Annotated in this window: 15 protein-coding genes and 1 riboswitch; of the genes, 1 reads left to right on the forward strand and 14 read right to left on the reverse strand. The window is 45.3% G+C overall.

Features of this window, described 5'->3' with window-relative positions; translation table 11 throughout:
• Window positions 1-5: 5 nt before the first annotated feature.
• The 13 genes from MTF70_RS08010 to MTF70_RS08070 all read right to left on the reverse strand — a co-directional run bounded on the left by MTF70_RS08010 (window position 6) and on the right by MTF70_RS08070 (window position 14269).
• A complete protein-coding gene (locus MTF70_RS08010) occupies window positions 6-449 on the reverse strand; it encodes a DUF3429 domain-containing protein (RefSeq protein WP_005396352.1) in 444 nt (147 codons plus the stop codon).
• A gap of 10 nt (window positions 450-459) precedes the next feature.
• On the reverse strand, window positions 460-1005 hold the full coding sequence (locus MTF70_RS08015) for a glutathione peroxidase (RefSeq protein WP_054577749.1): 546 nt from the start codon (window positions 1003-1005) through the stop codon (window positions 460-462).
• A gap of 104 nt (window positions 1006-1109) precedes the next feature.
• Window positions 1110-1766, reverse strand: a complete 657-nt coding sequence (ribB, locus tag MTF70_RS08020) for a 3,4-dihydroxy-2-butanone-4-phosphate synthase (RefSeq protein ID WP_005385579.1) — start codon at window positions 1764-1766, stop codon at window positions 1110-1112.
• Between the two features lie 113 nt (window positions 1767-1879).
• A riboswitch (FMN riboswitch) is annotated at window positions 1880-2020 on the reverse strand.
• A 104-nt stretch (window positions 2021-2124) separates the two neighbouring features.
• The gene (locus MTF70_RS08025; RefSeq protein WP_064354868.1) at window positions 2125-2742 is read right to left on the reverse strand and encodes a hypothetical protein; all 618 of its coding nucleotides are present in this window, start codon (window positions 2740-2742) and stop codon (window positions 2125-2127) included.
• A gap of 117 nt (window positions 2743-2859) precedes the next feature.
• Window positions 2860-4713, reverse strand: coding sequence for an MFS transporter (locus MTF70_RS08030; RefSeq protein ID WP_171344211.1), 1854 nt, complete (start codon window positions 4711-4713; stop codon window positions 2860-2862).
• A 146-nt stretch (window positions 4714-4859) separates the two neighbouring features.
• Entirely contained in the window at window positions 4860-5618 is a 759-nt protein-coding gene (locus MTF70_RS08035; RefSeq protein ID WP_171344210.1) for a helix-turn-helix transcriptional regulator, read from the reverse strand.
• A complete protein-coding gene (locus MTF70_RS08040; protein ID WP_017819864.1) occupies window positions 5619-6257 on the reverse strand; it encodes an HD domain-containing protein in 639 nt (212 codons plus the stop codon).
• Between the two features lie 248 nt (window positions 6258-6505).
• Window positions 6506-7783 carry a cytosine deaminase gene (locus tag MTF70_RS08045; protein WP_205461081.1) on the reverse strand — a complete coding sequence of 426 codons (1278 nt, stop codon included), beginning with the start codon at window positions 7781-7783 and terminating at the stop codon, window positions 6506-6508.
• 9 nt (window positions 7784-7792) lie between these two features.
• Complete coding sequence (gene codB, locus MTF70_RS08050) at window positions 7793-9031, reverse strand: cytosine permease (RefSeq protein WP_171344209.1); 1239 nt, start codon at window positions 9029-9031, stop codon at window positions 7793-7795.
• Window positions 9032-9836: 805 nt separating this feature from the next.
• Window positions 9837-11183 carry a magnesium transporter gene (locus tag MTF70_RS08055; protein ID WP_158173403.1) on the reverse strand — a complete coding sequence of 449 codons (1347 nt, stop codon included), beginning with the start codon at window positions 11181-11183 and terminating at the stop codon, window positions 9837-9839.
• Window positions 11184-11295: 112 nt separating this feature from the next.
• Window positions 11296-12618: an AarF/ABC1/UbiB kinase family protein gene (locus tag MTF70_RS08060; protein ID WP_205461080.1), complete on the reverse strand. Its 1323-nt coding sequence runs from the start codon at window positions 12616-12618 to the stop codon at window positions 11296-11298.
• Between the two features lie 101 nt (window positions 12619-12719).
• Window positions 12720-13943, reverse strand: a complete 1224-nt coding sequence (locus tag MTF70_RS08065) for a biotin/lipoyl-binding protein (RefSeq protein WP_025767944.1) — start codon at window positions 13941-13943, stop codon at window positions 12720-12722.
• Window positions 13943-14269 carry an MFS transporter gene (locus MTF70_RS08070; protein ID WP_025767943.1) on the reverse strand — a complete coding sequence of 109 codons (327 nt, stop codon included), beginning with the start codon at window positions 14267-14269 and terminating at the stop codon, window positions 13943-13945. Before MTF70_RS08070 ends, MTF70_RS08065 begins: the two co-directional genes overlap by 1 nt.
• Window positions 14270-14376: 107 nt before the next feature.
• Between MTF70_RS08070 and MTF70_RS08075 the strand changes: the two genes are divergently transcribed.
• Complete coding sequence (locus MTF70_RS08075) at window positions 14377-15378, forward strand: AraC family transcriptional regulator (RefSeq protein ID WP_053304538.1); 1002 nt, start codon at window positions 14377-14379, stop codon at window positions 15376-15378.
• Window positions 15379-15464: 86 nt separating this feature from the next.
• Here the strand turns inward: MTF70_RS08075 and MTF70_RS08080 are convergent, their stop codons facing one another.
• Window positions 15465-16154: a hypothetical protein gene (locus MTF70_RS08080; RefSeq protein WP_080276951.1), complete on the reverse strand. Its 690-nt coding sequence runs from the start codon at window positions 16152-16154 to the stop codon at window positions 15465-15467.
• Window positions 16155-16163: the final 9 nt, after the last annotated feature.

The following is a 16163-nucleotide window of genomic DNA, read 5'->3' on the forward strand; positions in this document are numbered from 1 at the left end:
CCAGGTTATGAAACTAAAGCCAATCCGTGCATTACGATTACGCCGAAGGTCAGTTTGCTCCTCATTCCTTGATATCCCTTGGGCTCGGCGTCTTGTTCGACTTTCCTCACGAGCTTTTCTGCATACCAAACAGCAAGGTACCCAATTGCTAAGAGTAGGGTTGCGACTGCGTAATGTTTGTGGCCCTGCAGTAGTGCGCCCCAAGCTAGTAAGACAAAAAGGTTGCTGAGAATTAATATATTTCGGCTAAGGCGGTGGTAGTAATGCTCAATGCCATTACCCCAAAGGATGCCGGATAAAAAACTTAATATAACGGCGCTATATGCGATGAAAAATTGCTGACCACTTAAATTGAAGAGTGAGATGTCAGTGAAAATCAGCCCTAAACTAAACACAAATGGAACCAGGCCTAAGTAACCGAGTTGTAGCATGGTTGAGCGTGTTGTCATGGTCGTCACCTTACAATTGTTGCTCTATCATATTGGTAAGCGTAGTACTTGTCGGTGATGTGGAGCTTGGAAAAGTAGCAATAACTTTACCTTCAGAGCTAATTAGAAACTTGTAGAAGTTCCATTTTGGTTTTATGCCTGCTTGGTTAGTAATCTGGTTGAAGACTGGGTTCGCATCTACACCTAATACTGAAGAGCGAGCCATCATTGGAAAGGTGACCCCGTAATCGAGATAACAGACTTTCGCTGTGTTTGTTTCGCTTCCTCTATCTTGTCGAAAGTCATTGCTCGGGAAACCGATAACGGTGAAGTTTTGGTCTTTGTAAGTTTGATAGAGGGTTTCTAACTGTTCGAACTGAGGAGTGAAGCCGCACTGGCTTGCTGTATTGACGATTAGTAGTGTCTTTCCCTTAAAGCTTTCGCATAGATCGACTTCTTCCGTTGAGTTTAACAACCTTTGCTTACCTTGAAGAATATCAGGGCACTCAGATGCAAGAGCAAGCGAATTCATGGAGAGAAAGCTAACGAGAGCGGCGAGTTTCAGTAATCCTTTCATGGTGTTGTTCCCCTTGTTTTCAATAAGTATAACTACTTAAGTGCAAAGAGGATCGATCAAAAAAGCCGCACAAATGCGCGGCTTTTTCAAGAGCTGAGATCTGACTATGCCAGTTTCAACTCGAACTGGTTCAGGTACATTACCATATCTTCAATCGTCAGTACCGGCATGTTGTGCAGGCGACCGAATGCTACGATCTCCGGTGCCTTTGCCATCGTGCCATCTGGATTGGTCACTTCACACAGTACGCCAGCGGGTTGAAGCCCTGCCATTTGCATCAGATCAATCGTACCTTCTGTGTGACCACGGCGAGTCATTACACCACCTGGACGTGCGCGCAGAGGGAATACGTGACCCGGGCGAGCAAGATCTTCCGGTTTTGCGTGCGGGTTTGCCGCCGTTTTAATGGTCGTTACGCGGTCTGCTGCTGAAACACCCGTTGTTACACCAACTTTCGCTTCAATAGAAACCGTAAATGCGGTTTGGTTTGCGCTGTTGTTGTTTACCACCATTGGAGGCAGTTCCAGTTTGTCTGCTTGAACATCTGTTAAGCACAAACAAACGATGCCGCTACATTCGCGGATCATCAATGCCATTTGCTCGTTAGTGAGGTGCTCGACTGAATAAATGATATCGCCTTCGTTTTCGCGATCTTCATCATCAAGAAGCAGTACGCCACGGCCTTCTTTTAAAGCGATAAGTGCGTTTTCAACGCGAGTAATTGGGTCGCCGAATTCGGCAAGTAGTGATGACTGATTCATGGTTAACTCCTAAATTTCACCAGAATCAGGGCGGTATGAGAGATCGCCGTAAAATACGATCAAAAAGAAGTGCACCAGCATTCTTAGCGATCTGACTCGCTATGCTGGTGTATTCTTATTCTCTTTCATCCGGACTATAACCGTCGGCTCTGGCATCTCACCAGATCTGCTGACCTCGACGAATCGAGCGCTCGCGGGCTCACTTGAAAAAGTATACCGCCGGTGGGGAATTTCGCCCCGCCCTGAGAACAATTAAAAATGTACCACTTCATCCAAGTTGTGAAGAAGTGGAGCTAGGATAGTACTGCGAACTGAATAGCTTGGAAAGTCGATTCCATCTGTATGATGGAAAAGTGTGCTATCGACGGAAATAATCTGTGTGAATAAAGTGATCAATCTGCTGCGGCACGAAGGTGTTGTAAATCAGGCTCGTATGCGTTTGCTTCACTTCGATATGATCTTGCATACCGTCCAGTCTTGTCTCTTCTACGGTAACCGTACCGTCCGACATGGTGTTGTCATTACGGATCAACAATGGGCGAGCGCCAATCGGCATCGTTCCTGCGATACTGCCGAGTTTTTGAGGGAAATCCCAAGCGTCATCATGTTTGTTTAATCCGTGGTGTGGCGAATTGCCTAAAATTGCACCCAATCCGAGATCTTGAATTCGACCTACAATGGACGCGCCTTTAAGAGGCGAACCGATAGCGACAACATGAGAGATTAAGTTAGTGCTCGGTTTTCTGTTGGCGAGATAGCGCTTAATCATCAAGCCTCCCAAGCTGTGTCCCACGAGCACGTTTGTGGTCAGTGGATTAAGCGAATGATCAATAGAATCAAACAGTGAAGACTCATCGATAGCAACAGTGTTATAGCTGAGTACTTGCGTTTCGTATCCGAGTTTTCTCAGCTTTTGGCTAAGAGGCTGCATGACCAGCCCATGCATATAAAGACCATGTAAGATGATGATTTTCATAATACCTCCTAGATTTATGACGTCGTAGGTATCCTACTCTAATTGACAAGAAACTACTTGTGCTTTGTGGTGCATATTTACGTTTTGCTGCAAAGTTTGACTGCTGTAGCAAGCGACTCAGCCCAGTAAATCCTGTACTTGTTGTTGCAATTGATGACGATTTAAAGACGCAGGACTTAACACTTCACCGATAACAACATCCACTTTTGACCAAAAACGAGTCGGTCGTTTTGTGAGAGCATGTCCGCCTTTGTGGCTGAAAAAAGAACCCCAAAGCCCTTTTAACGCCATAGGGATGACAGGAACAGGGTTACGTTCAAGGATTTTCTCTACACCAGGGCGAAACTCACCCAATTGACCGTTAGACGTTAAACGACCCTCAGGGAAGATACAGACAACCTCACCGTCGTAAAGTGCTTGTTCAATCTCCTCAAATGCTCGTCGGTAAGTGTCGGCACACTTACGTGGAGAACAGATCGGGATAACACCGGCATGACGGAATACATATTTAAGAACAGGTAGCTCGCTGATGGACTTGTCCATCACAAAACGAACCGGGCGAGTAGAGGTTCCCATCAAAATCAACGCATCGACATAGCTAACATGGTTAGCCACGATTAACACAGCACCTTGTTCAGGAATATGTTGACGCCCCTTTACAGACACACGATACATACAATGGCTGAGTAAATAACTGATAAAGCGTTGTGTGAATTCCGGTACTTGACGATAGACATAGACTGCCACGAAGAAGTTACCTATTGCCATCATGGCAAACAGTTCCACAATAGAAAGCTCTAGTACGCTGAGTACAACGATCGAAACCAAAGCAGACACCACCATAAACAATGCATTCATGATGTTGTTAGCAGCAATGGCACGTGCACATTCCCCTTTGTTTGAACGCGATTGGATGAACGCATAAAGAGGAACAATAAAGACACCGCCGCTTACACCAACAAGGAACAGGTCAATCATGACGCGCAGATGTTTGGATTCAGCAACGAAGCTTTGCACATCATAAAAGTGCACCGGAAGCGATGGATAACTCGGGACTGCCCATAGCAAGTCGACGCCAAACACTGTCAGTCCAAGGATACCGAATGGCAAAATACCAAGCTCAACGTGGTTGAAAGAGAGCTTTTCACACAACCAAGAGCCTGTCGCGATACCAATGGAAAACAATGCCAACAGTAAAGAAACGACAGTACTGTCTGCAAACAAATGTTCGCGTGCGAAGTTAGGGAATTGAGTTAGGTAAGTCGCACCCATGAACCAGAACCAACTGATGGCAAGAATAGACATCCAGATGCCTCTCTGCTTTTTTGCCACTTTTAACGTGTTCTTTAAACCAGAAATCGGCTCAAATTTCGCTTTGTCATTCGATTGGCTAGGCATCGCTGGAATATTCACGCTGCTCATGAACCCAAGCAAAGACAAGGCAATCACTACACAAGAAGCAATCAAGGTACCATTAGGAATGGATAGCAGCAGGCCTGCACTAAGCGTACCTATAAGAATCGAAAGGAACGTGCCCATTTCAACCCAAGCATTTCCTTTAACAAGCTCATTTGGTTTGAGCGCTTGTGGTAGTAAGGCGTATTTCACGGGGCCAAAATAGGCCGATTGAGTGCCTGTCATAAACAGCAGAACCAGCATCAGCATGGCACTTTGGGTGGCAATAGCGGTTGCTGCGCAAGACATGATAGCCAGCTCGATGAGCTTTAGACGTCGGATTAATTTGGCTTTGTCCATGCTGTCAGCGACGGCACCAGCATGCGCTGAGAATAGAAAGAAAGGTAGGATGAATAAGCCTGCCGCCAAATTAACGAATAGATTGACGGATATTGGTAGGTTATCAATTTGGCTGTATGTGACCATCAATAACAGAACGTTTTTGTAGATGTTGTCATTGAGTGCGCCAAGGCATTGCGTCACAAAGTAAGGAAAAAAGCGTTTTGAGAAAAACATACGGGCCCCGATTAAACAAAGTCGAATGAGATGGGAGCACTTTATGCTCAATGAACGATTAAACCAGCTTTCTCTTTCAAGTGACGTTGTATGCCACCAAAAGTAACGAAATTCGTTACTTTTATTTCCATTTTTTTATTGAGTTACTAATTGCGAGACTTATTGGTGAGTTTTCTTTCCCATGGTTCAAACAAAGGGAACGTCCAGCGACGCATCGCAATAATCAGAGAGGTGCCGTGTTTTTCGTCCATATCGAGAGAGCTATCACTTTGGCAAGCCTGATAAAACTCATCGATGACCTTTTGCAGTTTCTGTTGTAGCTTCTTGTTGCTTGGTACACTCATCAGTCCTGTTGCCATGGAGAACTTTTCATCTTCACCAGAAAAGTAGCTTTGGAAAAAGGCGTCTTGAACTTGCTGTTGGAAGAACCGTTGAATAGGGCCGCCCATCTGCCACTTAAATGTCGGAGATATACGCAAACGAATTTTGTTATTTGGCTGCAAGTCGATGATGTTCAGCCGATCCAAATGAGCAAGCTTTTGCACCAGTTCCAACTCATTGAAGGTATATTGCTGAACGATTTGTTCAAACTGATAGCCATTTACAACACAGATCGCCACGAGCAGCAGGGCTTTATCGTCAACCAGCTGCTTTTCTTGCTCTAACGTTAGCGACTCTAGACCTTTATTGTGCGCAGCCGCGAGCTTAAATAGTTCCGCCATTTCTAAACCAATCAATTGGCAAATTCGTTCTAAGCGCTCAAGGCTAATGTGCTGACCTTCAGCGAGTAAACGTTTGACGCTTCCTTCACTTAAATCAAGGTGTTGTGCAACATCGGCATAATGCAGCCCAGCTAACTTTAGTTGGCGTTTAAGCTCTTTAATTAACGTATAGCTTTCTGACATTTACGCTGTTACCTCGTCGTGTAACTGCTCTAGGTACGTTTGCATAAAGGTTTTGCGTTTTTGCGCTTCGCGTCTTGCTGACTCTGTGTTCATGGTTTCAGCGATTTTGAATAACTTGGTCTGAAAGTGATCCAGAGTGAATTGTTTATCGTTAAGTTCACGTTCTTCGGCAAATATATCGCTGTCGTTGTAAAGTTGCGCGTTAAATTGAGTGCTGACTTGAATGCATCGCGTCACGCCAATTGCGCCTAAAGCGTCCAGACGGTCGGCATCTTGGACGATTTTGGCTTCCAACGTATTTGGCCTGATGTTTGCGCTAAAGCTGTGTGCCTCTATCGCATGAGCAATGGCATCATGATATTGCTGCGGATAATCGATACTCTCTAAAAATGCGACCGCTTTTTTGGCTGCGATGATTGAGCTCTCTTTGCGATTTGGGTGATCTTTCGGATAAGTAAAGCAATCATGCAAATAGGCAGCCGGTAATACAATCGCGATGTCTGCATTTTCTTCTTTGCAGAGCTGTTTCGCTGTTTTGACCACGCGTTTTACGTGTTTAAGATCATGAGCTGCATCCACTTGCATCTCTTGCTGCATAAATTCCAAAAATTGCGGTTCTATCTGGCTTAATGACGTCATGGTTCATATCTACAACTAAAATGAAGTCAGAAGTATGCCCAACGCTTAGAATAATTTCCAAGTGCGATGGTGTAATTGAGATTCAGCCACCAGAACCTTGTGCAACGTTTGGTACTGAGCCGTTTTATATGGCCTTTCAATGTGTTCAGCGGTTTATGAGACAAGAATAGACAGAGCGAGCAGTGATGTTTACCAGTAGAAAAAAGGCCTGACGATGTCGTCAGGCCTTTTTCTTTTCGCCGATCTTTTTAGCGTTTGAACGTTACTTGCTCTGCTTGTTCAAGATGAATATGAGTTGTCGCAGGCTGTGTTTCTGCAATCACTTTACCGTGACGGACAGAGTAACGAACCGGCACTTGGCGACGTACTGCGTCAAAACCATTTTCTGCGGGAAGAATCAGTAAACTACCAGGTTTGCCTTCTTCAATGCCGTGCTTATCTTGAATGTTCAGTGTACGTGCTGAATTGGTGCTGATCAGATCCAGTGAGTTGTTGATTTGGTCGTAACCCATCACCTGGCACACGTGCAGACCCATATGCAGCACTTGCAGCATGTTTGCAGTGCCTAGTGGGTACCAAGGGTCAAATACATCATCGTGTCCAAAGCAGACGTTGATGTTGGCATTCAGCATCTCTTTCACTCGTGTTACGCCGCGACGTTTTGGGTAATCATCAAAACGGCCTTGTAAGTGAATGTTCACCAATGGATTTGCCACGAAGTTGATACCGGACATGCGTAATAAACGGAACAGGCGAGATGCGTATGCACCGTTGTAGGAACCCATCGCTGTGGTGTGACTGGCCGTGACTTTATTCCCCATATCAAACTTGTGCGCTAATGCTGCCAGTGTTTCAACGAAGCGAGATTGTTCGTCATCGATTTCATCACAATGCACGTCGATCAGGCGGTCGTATTTTTGCGCTAACTCGAATACGTAGTGCAGCGATTCAATGCCATATTCGCGTGTGAATTCAAAGTGTGGAATCGCGCCAATCACGTCCGCACCTAATTTGACGGCTTCTTCTAGCAGCTCTTTGCCATTTGGGTAAGAGAGAATTCCTTCCTGCGGGAAGGCGACGATTTGGATATCTACCCATTCTTTCATCTCTTCACGCACTTCTACCATCGCTTTTAGGGCAATTAGGGTAGGGTCTGAAACATCGACGTGGGTACGAACGTGTTGTACGCCGTTTGCTATCTGCCATTTTAAGGTTTGTTTTGCGCGCGCTTTCACGTCTTCAATCGACAGCATTTCTTTGCGCTCAGCCCAACGTTCAATACCCTCAAACAATGTGCCAGAGATGTTCCAGCTTGGCTCACCTGCGGTTTGAGTTGTATCTAAGTGAATGTGTGGCTCGCAGAAAGGCGCAACCACCACACCGCCTTCTGCATCGATGATGTCACCGTTATGACTAAGCTCCACATCGTTGCTTTCAATGCGCTTGAATTGACCATCTTCAATCAAAATTTGCTGCAGACCTTCTTGTCCTTTTAGCGTTACGTTTTTGATCAGTAGTGTTGTCATGATGGTTCCTTACGCTGGCTGTGTTGCCAGTGCTTTTTTGTTGAGAATAGGATTAAGAATCAGGAAGCTAATTGCACCGCCAAGTACAGCGTTAATCGGCACTACGCCAGGAAGGAAGTGTCCTGCACCAACGCCAATCGCTACAGCGATAATGCCAGCCCAGTTTACGCTTTGGAACTGGGTGGCTTCAAAGTTTGCGTAGCGTTTACGGTTCGTGAAGAAGTCAGCGATGATCACACCGCCAATCGGTGGAATTGCCAAAGATAAGAAGGTCAGCCAGCCAACAAAGTTATTGTAGAGCCAGAGAGCGCAAAGTGTGCCAACAAGACCGTTCGCCATTGAGATGTATTTACTTGGTAAGCCTGTGATGTTGGAAAATCCAAGACCCGATGCGTAGAGCGCGTTGTCGTTGGTCGTCCAGATGTTCAAGCCAAGAACGATGATAGCTGGAATAAGAAGACCTTGCGCGATCATCACTTCAGAGATGTCTGATTGACCCGTCACCGACGCACCTGCCGCGCCAAAGATAAACATTAACGAGTTACCGATGAAAAATGCCACCATGGTGATCATCACGGCGCTGCGCGGCTTTTTGCCAAAGCGTACGAAATCCGCCGTTAACGTACCTGCACTAACAAAAGAGCCGACAACCATCGCGAGTGCTATTGAAAAATCGAGTGGCTCGCTTGGTTGAACTTGTTGTAGTTCGCCAATACCGCCAACGCTCTTTACTGCCTCGATGACAGAGTAACCGCCAAGTAGTGCAATCGCGGGAACGGCGATTGCTGACAGCACCACCAGTGCTGAGATTCCAAAGTAAACGGTCGCGGTCATGAGCAAACCGGATACAAGGATCAATGTGTTGGTATCGATGTCCGTTGCTTTGTGCACCGGAATCGCAAACATCGCGACACCAACTCCAAACCACCCGACTTGAGTACCGCCAAGAAGAGCGGAAGGAAGCCAAGAGCCTTTAGAACCAAAAGAGAAACGAGCAAGAAGGTGAGTAGAGAGACCAGTAGAAGCGCCGATGTAACCGAGGAAAGAAGTGTAAGTACCGAGGATTAGGTTGCCGATGAGAACAGCGAGGAAAAAATCATTAAAGGAGAGCCCAGTACCGAGAGAACCCCCAGTCCACATACTTGCGGAGAAAAAAGTGAGTCCTAACATCACCATTGTAAGTGACGCCACGCCTTTTCTGGCCGTGTTAGGAACTGGTCCAAGACTGTAGTTATTGTCTCCAGCCATTATTACCTCCGCACATTGAAATATTAAATTATAGCACCTGATTTTCAGGCAAACGGCGCGTATTATCGTGATGTAAATTTAATAGTCAATGATAAAATTGCAATTTAAACGTTTGCTTTGTTTTTGATGTGTGTTTTTTCTTTTAATAACAATGGTTTGATTTTTAAATTCTAAAGGTGGAAATTTTGATTTTACGTATTTTCTATGATTTATAGACAGGTTTTCTATGTGAAATGAATGTTTTGAATTGCTATTTGTTTTTATGGATTAAATTTATCTATAACTCTGGATTGTTCAGTCGATTTCTATGAAAAGAAAACGATTTCATGATGAGGTTTTTGGTTTGGACGTTATTTGTTCTTTTCTTGGGTGTGTTTTCTTGGTTTTATTTTATGTAGGTGATTTATTTTTGTTGAAGCTGGCATTTCTAATGGTTTAGTGGGCGAATATTTGAATTTTATAAACAGTAAACAATCTGTTGTGGGTAAGAAAAGTACAACCGAGCTCGGTCAGAGGATAAGAGGGCAATAGCCACATAAAAAAATAGCCAACCGCAAAGAGTGCGATTGGCTTATATACATGTGAACAAAATCAAGTTCACTAACAACGTCAGTTGGCTAGGTGACCCTCGGCTTAAGAAGGGTCGATTTATATAATGCAGTTACTGTGCCAACTTTAATATGCCCTAAAATACGTAGTTTCTGTGACATGCGTTGCTTAAAGTTTGAGTATGTTTGCAATTTGCAACTGCGTTATGCAATTTGACTCTATTATGCTAATGATTGATTAATAAACAATGAACCTTTTAAAGCATGACTAAACTCGCCGTTCCTAAAAAGGCGAAAAAACCAACTACATCTGTCACTGTTGTTAGAATCACCGAGCCAGCCAAAGCGGGGTCCAATTTAAACTTATCCAGAATAATGGGAATCAGCACACCAAATAAAGCTGCGGTAATAATATTGACGATAATGGCCAGCGCGATGGTTCCCCCAAGAACCGGAGATTGAAACCACAATCCGGCGAGCCCGCCGATGATTAACGCCCAAGCAATGCCGTTCAGAGAGCCAATACCCAACTCATTTTTCAAAAGCTTGAAGCGGTTACCTGGGGTGATCTGATTAAGCGCCATCGCACGAATCATTAGAGTGAGCGTTTGGCTGCCAGCAATGCCCCCCATGGATGCAACAATTGGCATGAGCACCGCCAAAGCCACCACCTGCGCAATTACATCTTCAAATAGTCCGATAGTGACAGACGCCAAAATCGCAGTAAGCAAATTGATGCCTAACCAAACACCGCGCTTTTGCGAGCTTTTTAATACTGGCGCAAACAAGTCATCGCCTTCATCCATACCTGTACCGGCCATCAAACGTGCTTCGTAGATTTCACGCTGTGTACTCAATGCAAACTGCCAATCGACTTCACCGATCAGTGTTTGGTCTGCATCAGTTACAGGGAGAGCGGGCAGTGCGCTGTGTTCTAATGCCTCTACCGCTTCAGGAAGCATCATTTTACTGTCTAGAACCGTCACAGCCTCAATAACGAGTGTTTTTAAGCGAGTATCGGGGTCACCACGTAAGATATCGAAGTAATTGACCGTTCCACGATACTGTTTATTACGATTAATCAGATACACCTGTTGAGGCGTGTCGTAGCTATAGCGCTCCATTAACTGCTTAGCTGTCCCAATCGTAATGTTGAAGGGCAGGGTGATGATCTTACGTTCAGCCCAGTGGCCGAGTTCTTCATCAGCATACTCGTTTGCTTGATCGTAAAGTTCCAACTCATCTTTTTCTATCAACGAGAGCGCTTCGTTGATGATCGACTCTGGCAACGAATCGGCCCATTCGATGAGCGACAAGTTGTCGAGTTTAGCGAGAGTGAGCTTTAGCTCGACTTCAGATAACGCATTGATGATAGAGAAACGTACGTCCGCACGCATTTCCGTTAACACGTCGATATGTAGCTCTAGTGGTAAAGCTCGCCATAAGCGAACACGATCGTCGATTGGAAAGGCTTCTAGAATCAGGGCAACCGCGCCGGGCTCGAGGCCCGCTTCAATAGATTCATTGAGCGTTGCGACTTGATCCGCTTCTTCGGCTTGGCCAATTTGCTGGATTAGAGTGGAGAGATCTTGAAACTTGCTCACCGAGTACCCCGATAGTTAATTCGTTTTATGGAAGTATGGCATGTTATTGAGATGCACAACTATGCATCTTAACCTTGCTCAAGGTACTTGAAAGTAACAGAAAAACAATAGGCTATTCGCTGTTGATGGTGAGATATGGCTGTACCAATTGGCGAATGTTCACTTTTGCGCCAATACGGGCTGCCAGCAAGTACATTCCGCCGATTTTTCTGTGTAAAAATAGGGCATCTGCTGGTGGAGTATGCCAGTATTCTTGCTCCATGCTTAGAATGGTGCCAGCCTCGCGAAGCTTTTGTGCTAAGCCGCTGGCTTTGAAATCATAGGGCTCATCGACCAACATAGGTTCACATGCCATTTTCACTAGATCGAGAATCGCTTGGCGTTGGTCTAGAAGGATGGTTTGGCTGAAGAAGCCTATTTGTTCAAGCGCATCATTCAAGCCTTGTTCGTCATTGTTAACGACAGATGCGAAAGCTTGGCGATAACCAGTGCTGAACCGCTCGCTGTACTCGCGAGTGGCCCCGAAATCTAGCAAGCCGATTTGACGAGTGTTTTCGATATATAAGTAGTTGGCGAAATTTGGGTCGGTTTGTACCATCTTAAATTCGAACAGCTCTCGAAACAGTAATTCGAGTAGGCTGTGCATGACAAAATCTCGCGTACTCTGATCATAATGTTCGATTTGCTCAATCGGACTGCCATCAATGAATTCCATCGCGAGAACGGAGTCTGAGCAACTTTCAGTATGAATCTTGGGCACCACAAAATGAGGGTGCTCCTTCAAAGCGTCATGATAACGAATGGCAAATTGTGCCTCTCGTGCGTAATCGGCCTCGTCATGTAGCTGCTTTTTCGCTTCTTCGAGTAATCCTTTGTAGTCGACAGACTCGGGAATCAACCCAACGACCTTGAGCATTGTACCGACATTATCGACGTCGCTATCGATACTTTTCCGTATGCCCGGATATTGCACTTTGACGGCTAGGTTATCGCCCGCATCGCTGTAGGCTTGGTGCACTTGTCCTATTGATGCACTGGCGATTGGTTTGAAGTTAAATGACAGAAACTCAGCTTTCCAATTCGTTCCTAGCGAACTTTCCATTACTGCGTTGAGTTGTTTTGCAGGCATTGGGTCTGCGTTGGAACGAAGACGGGAAAGAATATCGGCAAGTTCAGGTTCTAAAACATCACCAGCATCCATTGATAGCATTTGACCAAGCTTCATTGCAGCGCCACGCAGGTGAGCAAGTTGGTCAGTTAAGCGCGCGATGTTCTGTGGCGTCAGCAAGAGGTCTTTCGCTTTTGGTTTGTTGCCTTTGGCTATCTGTTTCGTGCCTTCTGCAATCACATTGCCTGCGACACGGGTAGCAAGTGAAGCGAACTTGCTGAATCTTGAGATGCGATGGGTAGGTAGGCTTCTTTCCTTTGCCGACATGAATCTTCTCCGCTATTTACTAACTAATTGTTATACGGGAAAAGGATATGTTTGGATACAAATGAAAAGAAAACCGCCAGCGTAACTGGCGGTTTGCTAGTTTAGATAGAGTAGAAGAAGTACAGTTGAGACTTCATTCGGATGATGATCCCGCGAATCACATCTAAGAAGGCCATAAAGCCTATCGGTTTTTCACCGCTGACCCATGCGAGGCCAACAGAGCCAACAGGGATGTCGTAGCCTTCTGGCTCATCAATCTTAAGACGAACAAAGTGGTGTTTGTTCTGTAAGTTCTTTCCAGTGGTGACACGTACGGAATCATCGAAACCCAGTAGATTACCTTGTGACTCACCTGTTGCTTCAACAATGCCTTCGACGGTCGCTGAGAAGATCTTACCTGGGTAAACGGACGAAGAGAATTCCGCTGGCTGACCCGGTTTGATGTTACGAATCGCCTGGTGGTTGACTCGCATCAGCACGTACTTCTCGTTAGTGTACATGTTGATACGCGGCATCATCGATACACGCTGACCTTCACGCAGGATAAAGTTGGTGACAAAGCCATCTGTTGGGGCATGAACTTTTGTGCTATTCAAATCCCATTGCGCTTTTGCAATTTGCTCTTCAGCTTGGCGCAGTTCGGCTTGTTTAGTTTCAACTGCAAGTTCCGCTTTATGAATCGCCAGTTTTGCACGGGAAATATCGACTTGTTTCTTCTTGATTTGAGACTCAAGGGTCAACACGTTGTGACGTGCCATATCAACCGCACTCGATTGTTTGTCGATATCGCTTTCCGTGATGGTGTTGTGCACCACTCGGTTTTGCTCAACATAACGATCTAGCATTTTTTTCTGCAATTTGTAGTCAACTTTCGCCGCTTCCAACTGGCTCTTTGATGTTTCTAGATCTTGCACTAGCGCTTCGTGGTTAGCTTCTTCAATCTCGATGTCGCCTATTGCTGTAGCTAATGCAACGCGAGCAGAATCAGCGGATACGTTCGCTTGATTTAATGCGATGTTGTATTGCGTTGGGTCAAGTTCATAAATGAGCTGACCTTCTTTAACTTGCTGATTCGGCTCAATGTAAATGTGGTCAACTTTACCTTTTACATTGGTTGAATCTGGACGCAATTGGATGTGTGGCGACTGCACGACAGAACCGCCGGATAAATCCATCGGGGTGAAGTTAATCAAACCTACCCAGACGAACATTAGCCAACCCAAGCCGCCAAGATAAGCGAACGATTTGGTTGCTTTGTTCCAAGGCATGCCAACCAAACGCAACAGATAGATGAAGAGTGCCCATACCGCTAAACCTTCTAACATTATGCTTCCTCTTTTGGCTGTGTTTCTGTTTGCGGTTTACTTTTCCATGTATCACGCAGATTGATGATGGCTTTTTCCATATCAACGAATGCAAAGATCACGGCTAGCACCCAAACCCAGTGCCAGACAAACCCTATCCAGGTCAGCGTAGTGATGAGCCCTATCTGATGATGGTCTTTGCTGTGTGCTTTATTGATAGGTAATTCATGGATTTTCCAAAAGCCGTAACACGCGCCCGCGACACTCGCGATTAAAACGACAGCAGCGACAACATGTAACGCCGTATCTGCGCCTGTACCGACAAATGGGACACTCAGTAAACTCATTAAACACTCCTCTATCAAACTGTTGGCGTATTGTGATCTGAATTTGATTTGCGGCTTTCTTTGTGACAGATTCAATCACTATAGGATTAAATTTGATGTGATTGGTTATGAAAACGGTTCGGTTTATTCGTGCGATGGGCATTCTAAACATGCATAACCTCGCGTTATCTAAATACAATTTGGACTCGGATGAGTTAGGGATCCCAGCATCGGTGTTTCGCAACCCAATGACACTGATCCCGCTAAAAGCCGTTGCGGAATGGTACCGTTGTGTTGAACAAGCCAGTGGTGACCCGGATGTGGTGTTGAGTCTCAGCCGAGGTATTGAACTGCAAAAGCTAGGGCCAGTGGGACGCTGGTTATTCTCCGGCAATGATTTAGCCAGTACCATTCGGCGAGTGAATTATGGTGTGAGCAACCTACAATCAGGGGCGTTTTTTGCTGGCGAACAGTCGGGTAAAATCATCAAATGGACTTACCACAACCCGTTTATAGAAACGTCAGTAAAGGTGCACGATAGTATCCGCTGTGCGGTATTTATGATTAAGGTGTTACGCGAATTTCTTGGCAAAGATTACCAGCCTTTACGTGTCAAGGTTTCAGGCTCGAGAAAAAATACTGAGCGATACCGGGAATATTTCGGCTGCGAGGTGGAATGGAGTCAGCCAAAAACAGAGATATGGATCCCGGGAGATGACCGACTAGCTTCTCGCCAAGTGAGCCATCGAGAAGACAGCCGTCTAGCGATGAGTTTTTCCGATTTGGATGATTTGCTTAATATGCCCGACCCAGAAGATGAGTTGAAAGTGATTTATGAAGTGGTGAATTACAGCAGCCATTATGGATTGCCAACGTTAGAGCGCGTTTCTTCTCTGCTTGATTTATCTGAACAGCAGTTTCAACGTCGTTTGCATAAATTAGGACTCAATTTTTCGACGGTTTCTGGCTATGTATTGAGTAATATTGCAGCTGGTTTGTTGAGTAAGCGCGTGAGTATTGATGACATTGCCACGCGCCTTGGTTACACCAATGTGGCGAGCTTCAATCGTATGTTTAAGAAACATCGTGGATTAACGCCCAAGCAGTATACGGGAAGATTAGAGAAGTAGTGCTCCACTTATCTCTATGAGTACAAGCAATAAAAGCCCTCAAAAAAGTAGAGGGCTTTGTTTTTTTGTGTCGTTTTCTGTGGTGGCTATTTCTTAGGACGCCAACTTAGTGCACTTGCAACAGCGCCGATGGCAATTACATCCTTTTTTTGTTCGCTAAGTTCAGGGAGCATCTGTACCGCAATGGTACCGTTCGTCTGCACTGCGGCAATTTCTTGTGTGCCCTCCTTAAAGCTATAACCCAATGGAATGTCTACCGCCATCATGGCGTCAGGACTAGTATGTACAGTTTCTACATTAAAGTGGGTGCTACCAATACGCACTACGCCTGTCTCTTTTTTCTCAAAGCTGATGTCGATGAGAGCCGATTTTGGCTCCATCGCAAACTCACCGACTTTTTTACCATCTTGAGTAATGTCACAGGTGTAAGGATCATTCCCACCAAAATCGACGCCCATGTAGTTAACCGACATACCGCCTCCAGTGCAGTTCAAAAGCCAAGTTTCCCCGCTGTCGATACGAGTCACTTCTGCGCCCATTGAACCTTCTTTGAAAGAGATACGGTTAAACCAACTTGAGTTAGAAGCACTGCGTGAATACTTGCCTTTGTACTTACCAGCAAAATCAAAATGGCCATCTGCACCGAATCCCCAAAAATCACCGTCGGTTTTGATCAGCATTTCTGGTTGTGCTTTTACGGCATCAGTACGATCCATGACGGCTAGGCCACCACAACCAACAAGGAGCAAGGGAGCGAATAGAATAAGTTTCTTCATGTTTTTCAT

The organism is Vibrio sp. 2CM40D (assembly GCF_023161825.1).
GTDB lineage: Bacteria > Pseudomonadota > Gammaproteobacteria > Enterobacterales > Vibrionaceae > Vibrio > Vibrio alginolyticus.